This is a genomic window from Bradyrhizobium sp. Mp27 (assembly GCF_029953005.1).
GTDB lineage: Bacteria > Pseudomonadota > Alphaproteobacteria > Rhizobiales > Xanthobacteraceae > Bradyrhizobium > Bradyrhizobium barranii.
In genome coordinates this window covers 1-9,243 of record NZ_JASAUS010000215.1, presented here as the reverse complement: position 1 = coordinate 9,243, position 9,243 = coordinate 1, and the positions used below count along the sequence as shown (strand labels likewise).

Annotated in this window: 9 protein-coding genes; all 9 read right to left on the bottom strand. The window is 56.6% G+C overall.

Annotation, left to right across the window (positions count from 1 at the left end; translation table 11 throughout):
• Positions 1 to 963: 963 nt before the first annotated feature.
• Complete coding sequence (gene fdxB / locus QJT78_RS45515; protein ID WP_038945373.1) at positions 964 to 1,257, bottom strand: ferredoxin III, nif-specific; 294 nt, start codon at positions 1,255 to 1,257, stop codon at positions 964 to 966.
• Between the two features lie 10 nt (positions 1,258 to 1,267).
• Positions 1,268 to 1,462 carry a CCE_0567 family metalloprotein gene (locus tag QJT78_RS45510; protein ID WP_026312876.1) on the bottom strand — a complete coding sequence of 65 codons (195 nt, stop codon included), beginning with the start codon at positions 1,460 to 1,462 and terminating at the stop codon, positions 1,268 to 1,270.
• Between the two features lie 19 nt (positions 1,463 to 1,481).
• Positions 1,482 to 1,946 (bottom strand): NifX-associated nitrogen fixation protein, encoded by a 465-nt coding sequence (locus QJT78_RS45505; RefSeq protein ID WP_038945372.1) that lies wholly within the window; start codon positions 1,944 to 1,946, stop codon positions 1,482 to 1,484.
• A gap of 6 nt (positions 1,947 to 1,952) precedes the next feature.
• A complete protein-coding gene (gene nifX / locus QJT78_RS45500; RefSeq protein ID WP_011084556.1) occupies positions 1,953 to 2,348 on the bottom strand; it encodes a nitrogen fixation protein NifX in 396 nt (131 codons plus the stop codon).
• Positions 2,345 to 3,754 carry a nitrogenase iron-molybdenum cofactor biosynthesis protein NifN gene (gene nifN, locus QJT78_RS45495; protein WP_011084555.1) on the bottom strand — a complete coding sequence of 470 codons (1,410 nt, stop codon included), beginning with the start codon at positions 3,752 to 3,754 and terminating at the stop codon, positions 2,345 to 2,347. Before nifN ends, nifX begins: the two co-directional genes overlap by 4 nt.
• 9 nt (positions 3,755 to 3,763) lie before the next feature.
• Complete coding sequence (nifE, locus tag QJT78_RS45490; RefSeq protein WP_011084554.1) at positions 3,764 to 5,407, bottom strand: nitrogenase iron-molybdenum cofactor biosynthesis protein NifE; 1,644 nt, start codon at positions 5,405 to 5,407, stop codon at positions 3,764 to 3,766.
• Positions 5,408 to 5,499: 92 nt separating this feature from the next.
• Complete coding sequence (nifK, locus tag QJT78_RS45485; RefSeq protein WP_011084553.1) at positions 5,500 to 7,056, bottom strand: nitrogenase molybdenum-iron protein subunit beta; 1,557 nt, start codon at positions 7,054 to 7,056, stop codon at positions 5,500 to 5,502.
• Positions 7,057 to 7,121: 65 nt separating this feature from the next.
• Positions 7,122 to 8,624 (bottom strand): nitrogenase molybdenum-iron protein alpha chain, encoded by a 1,503-nt coding sequence (nifD, locus tag QJT78_RS45480; protein WP_011084552.1) that lies wholly within the window; start codon positions 8,622 to 8,624, stop codon positions 7,122 to 7,124.
• A 426-nt stretch (positions 8,625 to 9,050) separates the two neighbouring features.
• The coding region (locus tag QJT78_RS45475) for a hypothetical protein (RefSeq protein ID WP_210256962.1) at positions 9,051 to 9,243 on the bottom strand (193 nt) is incomplete at its 5' end.

Genomic DNA, 9,243 nt, shown 5'->3' with positions numbered 1-9,243 from the left:
ACCAGAACACTGACTCTATCTCCCATCGGCCGTAGCGGGCTGCTCACGATCGTCTGAATTCAGTGCTCACGATCGCGCGAAATCGATGCTCACGATCCGTGAAATCCGCACTCATGCCGCGCAAGCTCGCGTTCATAATATACAACCTAACTGACCACAACCTGACCTAAGCATCTGCCGGCGCTCGGAGGCTGCGGCTGCGCAATCCGCAAGCGAGTCACGCACCCGCTGGCCAGCAATCGTAGGCTGATGGCGTGCGATATTGTCCGCGCTTGATCATCAAAAATGTGACGTTCAACGGCGCAGATCTGCAGCACCGCCCTTTACTTTCGGTCGTCGCTGCCATTGACCAATGCAGCCGTCTATCGAGGATCGGCGGCGTGCGCGCAGAATTGCTGCCCGGTGCTTTTGTCGCGGCGTCCGCGACTCGCACGTGCTATTGCACTGTCATCCAATTCGGAGCAGCACCATCCGGTCCCAGGATAGAATCGCGAAGACACAGGTGCCACCATCACATGCGCTTCAACGCGATCGGCGGCTATGATCGGCCGGACAATTGTAAAACCCGTGGACCGCGGCAGACTTTCGCTCCTGCCGATCCCGCAACCGAAGGCCACAGGATAGGATGAGCACGACTGGCTCCGAAGGAAGTGCCTATTCGGAAAACCGACTAGACGACCACGACGGTAATATGATCGCCCGCCCAAGGCCAAGTCGCTTTTCGACAAAACGCGGATCCTGCGATACGAGCGAGACTTGCAAGCAGGCGCCAGACAGCCGGTATGGCTTGCCTCGGGGCTGAGCAGCATTCGGCCATGCGCATCTCCGCTCGTTCCGTCTTGCCATTCAGGGAAAAAATCGGGCCATTCGGGCCGGCTGGCACGAGTCTCCGTTGCGGATTGACCTGATCCAGCGGGGCCTCCCTCCACGCGCTGCGGCGAACGGGAGATAGATCCCCTTCGCTCATGCAGCTGCGGCTGGGACGTGGGTCTGGCAGCTGGCCGGGCAAACCCTATCGCACGCACCGCAGCCGATGCAGGCGCCCTGATCGTTCAGAACCATAATCTTTCTTTCGACTTCATCGTCCGCGTCATTGTCAAGGTTGACGAGTTCGCCCTCCTCGTTGATGCCTTTCAAAGTCATGACATCTTGACCGCACACCTTGAAACAGCGGCCACAGCCGATGCACTTCTTGGCATCGATCGAGGCTAGGTATTGTGGCATCCAGTCGCGGCCGTCTCGCGTTGCAAATGACATGCATTGCCCTTCAAGTATTTTCCAGCTCTTTTAGCTCGCGACTCTTGCGCTCCAGTTCGACATAGACATCGTACGCCTTCTGCGCCACCGCCATAATCGACGTCCAGTTGATGGGCAATTCTTCCGAAAGGTCGTGCAGATCCATCTTGGCCTGTATCGCCTTGGCGGACACTTTCTTTAGTTCGGCCTTCAGTATTTCACTGATCGCCCATGAGTGAGTATCCTCAATAGTTAGCCACGTCTGGAATTTTCCGAATCAGGCCAATTCCCTCGCTGACATATCTATCCCCCTCTTGAGCCAGCTTGACGCAATTATCGAATCCCAAGCGATGCACGTCGCGCAGCTGCTTGTTTACGGCGACCAACCGCCCTGCGATGAGCACTATGCGCCCGAAGCCTTCATGATGCAGCTTCAGGATCGGCTGAACCATAATGCCGGTCTCCCTCTCTACTGACAGGCCGACCGCATTGAAGAACAACTCAAGCCGCCATAGTGTATTGGGATCGGGATCACCGATGATCGGCAATGCGCGTCGTCTCTCCCTGTTCAGGATATAGGGTTCGAGCAGATCAAGGTCGCTCTTCCCTTCCCAGGCTTCATTGGTATCCTGGGCGCGCCAAAGCTTGACTAACTCGATTAGAAATGGTGCGTCGACGACGCTGCCCTGCTGCGCTATTTTTGCGGTCATATCATCTCATTCGTCGAACTCAAACGATCGCGGTTGGTCCTTTGCAAGGACCTTGCGCAGCCAGGGAGGTGGCGTGCCCTTCAGCACCGACTCGAGCTTTTCCAGCAACACGTGAATGCTTTCCGGTTTGCTCACCTTGATAGGATGAATTTTGCTGGCCACCACTCGCGCAGCCGCGGCACCACCAATGGCCGCGACGTATAGGATGGCGCAATCCTTGATCGCCTGGATCTTTGGCGCCAACTTGTCACCACTGCCGTCCTCCTCAAGATCGCCCTCAAACTCGATAGCTTTAAGAAAGACATGCCCGCTGGGCGCGACATCGTAGATTGCAATATTCTTTGCCCAGCCAAAATGAGCATCGACGCGTCTCAGATCCTGAGTGGCAAAAGCGACCTTCATGCAATTGACCTTTCAGGCGCGCCAGTGGAGCGGCGATGCCCCACGTGTTGTGGCAGTCCGGGCGTGGTCCGCCACCTATCGGGTGTAGGTCGGTCGTTCTCGTCGCGATGCGCGATCACGAGATTGGCGATTTGGAAGATCACATTGCGGGTACCACGATAGCCGACGGATACTTGGTGGCCCGCGCCAAGCCGATCGAATATCGGAAAACCTACGCGATAGAACGGCACTTTCAGCCGCCCCGCCGCTTGCCTTCCATGCGAATGCGTGATCAGCAGATCGCAATGCTTTTCTTTTGCAAATCCTTCCAGATCTTCGAGGTCACCAATGAGAACCTCCTTGGTCCTGATTCGCTCGATCACCTCAGACTGAGTGGTCGTCACGGCGACGGTCACCTGCGCGCCCATATCGTGCAGCATGCCGGATAAATCGAACAGAAGGTCTGGCTCGGCACCGATCGCGACTTTGCGGCCGCCAATATGGAAGTGCGCGTCCAACATAGCATCGGCGAGCTGACTGCGCTGGCGTCGATATTTCGAGGGTATCGGGCGCCCGCTAATCTCGCTCAAAAACATCATGAAATCGTCGTTTGGATGAAGACCACACAGTCGCTCGAACACACGAAAAGGCACCCCGGTTTTAGTCTGCATGACCTCAGCCGCGCGCTGCATCTGCGCACCGATTGCAATGGTCCACCCTGCGCGCCCCATGCTCGCGATCTCGTCGACGTCAATGCCGCCGATGGTCGTTGACGTAAACTCATCGGGGATATGCCCGTCGAGCGATCCCGCCAAGTCAGGGAGAAAGGAGGGGTACAATCCGAAATCCTCCAGCAAGGCACGGAGTTCATCAAGGTCGCCGGGCGTCAGGTGACACCCCGGTAGAACATTTACCTTCGAGGGATCCCGCAGGCCATTGGCACTTGGCCGGTCCACCAGCACCTCCACCATGCGTGCAACTGCCTTCTCCCACCCATCCTGGAACGCGCCCTTGAAATCAGGCGTTGATACATATACGAGCGGCAACTTTGTGAGTTGCGGATACGCACTCCGGATTAGTTTGAGGTACGCTTCCACATCGTCGCCGTTGGTCTCGGTGACACCGGTCGAGCAGATTCCGATGATCTTCGGCTTAGCGCGCTTGGAGATGTTAAGTATCGCCTGCTCCAAATTTTCATATCCGCCGAGTACGGTCGCGACCTCGCTCATCGCGGTGGTCTGCAGCGGTATTGCTTCTTTGAAGTGCCGGACAAAGAGCGTGAGACCGAAGGATGTGCACCCCTGTGAGCCGTGCAGAAGCGGCATCGCACCGCGCAGCCCCATGAAGGCGTATGCGCCGCCGATCGGCTGGCTCATCTTCAGCGGGTTGACAACGCAGGCTTTTGTCGGCGCCGTGACCAGGGCCATGGCGACTCCCTACTCTGCGGCCTGTCGCATATCAGATGGCTCGGACATCAACATATCTTCGATGCGTCCTTGACAGCAGCCACCGGCCGCATTGGTATGCTCTCGGACCGCTGCGACGCTCCTCAAGCCGTGCACGGAGATTGCGTCCTCAATCGTGCCCAGATCAACCCTGTTACACACGCAGATATTCCTCGCGCGGCGCGCTGTTTCGGCGAGGACCGGATCGCCGGCGATCGCGGCCATGGACTGCATCTGCTCCCGCGCTTTGGCCAAAGCCTCCCATGGCGCTGGCCGACGTAGCTGCTCCCACATCGGGCTTGAGAGCGAATTATCGATCTCCTCCACCAGCTTGACTATTCCGGCATAGCCCATATAGGCGTGGCAACGCTCCTGGTTGATATCGACCCATGGCACCGCCGCCTTCAGCGCGACAAATTGCGACTTGCCGCCCGATAGCATGATGTCCGCTTCTGCGTCCTTCAACATCTTGTACATTTCGCGCGCAGTCATGTCGTCGATCATGTGGGCATCCTGCCCCATGAGCTCCTTGATGCGCTCCTTGTCTTCCATGGTCGATTTCTTCACACTGGTTCCGACTAATTCCAGCCCGGCTTCCTGGAGCGCCGAGACGACCGACCATGACTTGACACCGCCGGTCATTAACAAGGCCCTTTTGCCTTCGAGTCGCGGCTTGTACGGCTGGATGGCAGCCCACGCCCGCGCTTCCTCGCGCGCGATCACCGCTTCGGTGCGCCCGAGCAGATCTGCCGGGGCGCCGCGCTCAACCAATAAGCGGGCGATCTGGCGTAGCGATTCGCTTGAATCCTGAATACCGTAGAACGACCCCTCGAAGAATGGGATCCCGTAACGTTGCTCCATCTTGCGTGCCACGTTGATCATGGATTTTGAGCACACCAACATTGCCGCCCGCGCGCGATGAGATGAAGCGACTTCGCGGTATTTGCCATCGCCCGAAATGCAGCAGAGAATTCGCACTCCAAGCTCGTCTAACACTGGCTTCACCTGCCAGAGCTCTCCTGAAAGGTTGTATTCTCCGATCAGATTGATGTCGTACGGCGTGGTGTAGTCCGGTTCTCGCGTGCCGATCACGTAGTCGAGCAAGGCTTCGCCCGCGAGCTTGTTACCGAGGTTTTTCGAACCGGCGAAGCCCGGAGAATTGATCGGGATCACCGGTTTTGAGAATCTTCGCGACGCTGCCTTGCAGACTGCATTGATGTCATCGCCGATCATCGCCGGGATGCAGGTTTGATAGACGAAGATTGCGGGCGGATCGCACTTGTCGATGATCTCCTTGATCGCTTTGCACAGCCGCTTCTCGCCTCCGAATACAATATCGGTTTCGCTCAAATCGGTTGTGAAAGCGGTGCGCCACAAATCCGAGCCGGACGACGCCGCGCCGCGATTGTCCCAGGAATTACCTTCGCACGCGATCGGGCCATGTACCAAGTGAGCGACATCGGTGAACGGCTGCAGCGCAACCTTCGCGCCGTCGAAAGCACAGCCACCCGCAGCGCTACCCGGCTGCAACTGTCTGGTACAGCCGTTCCTGCGTTCCGCCTCAGACTTACTGCCATTCTTGGCGCAGCCCGGCTCGTCGAAGATATCCTGGACCGTGGCCGCCAGTGAACTCATCCTGCTTCCTCTCAGGGCAACAAATTGTAAACTCAACCGTTATGTGCTCGTGCCATCGTCCAGTCCTGGACGATGGCACGTGTAGTTGCTCATCAACGAATGATGTCGAAGCTGTAGTCGGTTTTGCCAAGAATGTTGGTCTTGTTGTCGATCTCGTCGAAGATCTTGTCCAGGATCTTGACCAGCACATTCAGACCGCCCTGATAGCCCCATATGGGGGAGCGGTGATGGTGATGCCGGTCGAAAATCGGAAAGCCGATGCGGATCAGTGGCGTTGCGGTATCACGCTCCAGATACTTCCCATAGGTGTTGCCAATCAGAAAATCGACCGGCTCGGTGAACAAGAGTGAACGCATGTGCCAGAGATCCCGCCCCGGATAGACTTGGCAGCCCTGTCCAAATGGCGAGCTTGCAAGCAGCGCCTGCATTTTCTCCTGCCACGCTTTGTTGCCATTGGTGGACAGCACATGGGTCGGTTCGGCGCCGAGTTCGAGCAGAAACGCAGCCAATCCATAGCAAAGATCCGGATCGCCATAGATCGCGAACTTTTTGCCATGAACATGAGCGCTTGAGTCGGCAATGGCATCAACCAAGCGGCCACGTTCTCGCGCGAGTTGCTCCGGAATCTCCTTGCCGCTGATGCGTGACAGCGCGACGATAAAGTCATCCGTTGCTGATAAGCCTACCGGGTAGTTGAAGGATAGAACGTCCTGGCCATGCTCTGCCGCAAATGACAGCGTTTTTTCCGTGCACCATTGCTGCATGGAGATGGTCGCCTTGGCGTGAATCGCGTTCGCCGCATCCTTCAGCGTCGTACCACCGTCATACATCCGGAATTCGCCGTCTGTCGGAGTGTCGAACACTTCAGAATTGTCGGCGAGAACTGTGTGCTGGATGCCCATCAATTCCAAGATGCGCTTAATCTCGCGAAGGTTCCCGACGGTATATCCATCGAACCCGCCAATGATGTTGATCGCTCCATTCGGTTTGCGCTCCAGCTTCGGCGCTGTTCCGGCCTTGCCGTCCCAAAAATGCTCCAGAATGCCTTTGAGGGCATTGTCGTAGCCGGTGACGTGACTGCCAACGAATGCGGGCGTGTGGGCGAACGGCACGTCGAAGTCTGCCGGAACCGAGCCCTTTTCTTTCGACGTCTTGATGAAGGCGTTCAGGTCATCGCCGATCACTTCGGCCATGCAGGTTGTGGAAACCGCAATCATCTTGGGCTTGTACATCTTGTAGCTGTTCGCGAGCCCGTCGGTCATGTTGTTCAGACCGCCGAATACGGCAGCATCTTCCGTCATTGATGAAGAGACACAGGAGCTAGGCTCCTTGAAGTGCCGCGACAAATGACTGCGGTAATAGGCCACACAGCCTTGGCTGCCGTGGACGAAGGGCAGCGTGCGCTCAAAGCCGACAGAGGCGAATACGGCGCCAAGCGGCTGACACGCCTTCGCCGGATTTACCGCCAGCGCCTCCCGCGCGAAGTTTTTTTCGCGATATTCGGCCGTTTTGGTCCATTCCTTGATACGTTCGACCTCGGCAGGATCGCGCGGATTCTCGAATATCTTCTTCTTCGCCAGCATTTGCTGGTATTCTGGACCGCGGAACAGTTCGACATGATCGAGCACGTGTTCGGCACTCTGCGGCATCGGTGAAATCCTTCACTATCAGATTGGAATCGCCCGGGCTTTCCCGGAGAGCGAGACGAGTTGCGTTATTCTGCAGCCTGGAGCTTGGCGCTCGGCGCTTCCTTCCAGGGAGCTTTCGTTCTTTTCCAAATTGGCGAGTTGACGGCCATGTCCATGTCGCGCGCGAAGATCGCAAAGCCGTCATAACCGTGATATGGACCCGAATAGTCCCACGAATGCATCTGCCGGAACGGCACACTCATCTTTTGGAAAACGTACTTTTCCTTGATGCCTGAGCCGACAAGATCAGGCTGGAGTTTTTCGACGAAGCGCTCGAACTCATAGCCATTGACGTCATCATAGATGAGGGTGCTGTCTTTCACGTAGTGCTGAGCTGTGCGCTGATAGTCGTCGTTGTGACCGAACTCGTAGCCAGTGCCAATGACGTCCATCCCGAGGTCCTCGTACGCGCCAATCACATGACGCGGACGAAGGCCGCCGACGTACAGCATCACCGTCTTGCCCTCGAGGCGCGGGCGATATTTTGCAATCACGGCGTCCACCAGCGGCTGATACTTCTCGATCACTCGCTCGGCGCCTTCCTTGATCTTGTCGTCAAAATAACCCGCAATCCTGCGCAGTGAGTCCGCGATCTTTGAAGGTCCGAAGAAGTTGTACTCGCACCAAGGGATGCCGAACTTCTCTTCCATGTGGCGTGAGATATAGTTCATGGAACGGTAGCAATGCAGAATGTTGAGCTTTGCCTTCGGCGTTGCTTCGAGCTCGGCCAGTGAACCGTCGCCGGACCACTGCGCGATTACCCGTAGTCCCATCTCTTCAAGCAGAATTCGCGATGACCAAGCATCGCCGCCGATATTGTAGTCTCCGATGATCGCAACATCGTATGGTGTCGGCTCGAACTTTGGTTTGCCCTCGGCCTCGATATGCCCGAAAATCCAATCGCGTACCGCATCGTTTGCAATGTGATGGCCTAGTGACTGCGACACACCCCGAAAGCCCTCACAACGGACCGGCACGATGGTCTTGCCTCCATATTCTTTGGATTTCGCCCTTGACACCGCCTCGATATCGTCACCGATCAACCCTACCGGGCACTCTGATTGTATCGTAATGCCGTTGTTGAGTGGAAACAGCTCTTGGATTTCATCAAGGATTTTGTCCAGTTTCTTGTCGCCGCCAAATACGATATCCTTTTCCTGGAAGTCGGAGGTGAACTGCAGAGTCACGAAGCTATCGATGCCCGTGGTGCCAACGTAATAGTTGCGCCGCGAGCCCCATGAATATTGGCCGCAGCCAACCGGGCCATGGCTGATATGAACCATGTCCTTGATTGGTCCCCAGACCACCCCCTTCGACCCTGCATAGGCGCACCCTCTTATCGTCATCACGCCGGGTATGGATTTGATGTTGGACTTCACCCCGCAGTCCGACTTACCTGCTTGGTGCACGTTGAGGTGCTTGGCACGCCTTTTCGCGGTTTTCTCCGGATAGACCTTCAGCACCTCCTCGATCAGCTCTTTGTTGCGAGCCCTGATTTCTGCGACGCTGTTGGTCGTGGCGAGACTCATCTGGTGTCCTTTAAAAGGTTAGCTGTTGGGAGGGCGGCTTCTTGATCCAAGACTTTGCAACCGGCATGCCAGGGTCTCATGAGCACTAAAACTAGAACAACAACAGTTTCTTAGCGCGACTTGTACGGTGACGGGCTGTTGTTGCGAATCCGACATCTCGCCTTTGCGAGGGACTCTTGGTTTGGCGGTGTTCGAAATGGAACAAGGCGGCCGCGCGTGAAATTCATGGCGGAGTTTTTGAGTTTATGCGCGACAGCAACGCTCTGCGGTGTAAGGCGGAAGCAGGCCGCAAGTCTGGCTTCCAATCCTTCATACTTATTGAAACCTACAGGTGCTCACCTGCGATGTAATGACGTGCGCGATCTCGCGCTCTAGATCTCAAGGCGAGCTACCTCGACGCCACGTGAACTTCTTAGGCTCGTTAGATCACACGAGCATCGTCGCGCCTTGATAAGGGGCACGCACGATCACATCGATGTCTTCGCGTGCGTTGTACATGCCGAGGGACACAGAGCTGGCCCCGCAAATTCGGACAGTAGCTTGAGTGGATTTTCTGCCTGACAGCGGCGAGGATTCTTGCTGCGAATCAGGAGCGAAGATGACGAAGAAGAGCCGCCGG

What these genes read in the sequence shown, in the direction of transcription:
- nifX (WP_011084556.1), bottom strand. Translation starts at nt 2,348, where the DNA reads ATGAAGGTCGCTTTTGCCACTCAGGATCTGAGACGCGTCGATGCTCAT.
- nifD (WP_011084552.1), bottom strand. Translation starts at nt 8,624, where the DNA reads ATGAGTCTCGCCACGACCAACAGCGTCGCAGAAATCAGGGCTCGCAAC.
- fdxB (WP_038945373.1), bottom strand. Translation starts at nt 1,257, where the DNA reads ATGTCATTTGCAACGCGAGACGGCCGCGACTGGATGCCACAATACCTA.
- nifE (WP_011084554.1), bottom strand. Translation starts at nt 5,407, where the DNA reads ATGAGTTCACTGGCGGCCACGGTCCAGGATATCTTCGACGAGCCGGGC.
- nifN (WP_011084555.1), bottom strand. Translation starts at nt 3,754, where the DNA reads ATGGCCCTGGTCACGGCGCCGACAAAAGCCTGCGTTGTCAACCCGCTG.
- nifK (WP_011084553.1), bottom strand. Translation starts at nt 7,056, where the DNA reads ATGCCGCAGAGTGCCGAACACGTGCTCGATCATGTCGAACTGTTCCGC.
- QJT78_RS45505 (WP_038945372.1), bottom strand. Translation starts at nt 1,946, where the DNA reads ATGACCGCAAAAATAGCGCAGCAGGGCAGCGTCGTCGACGCACCATTT.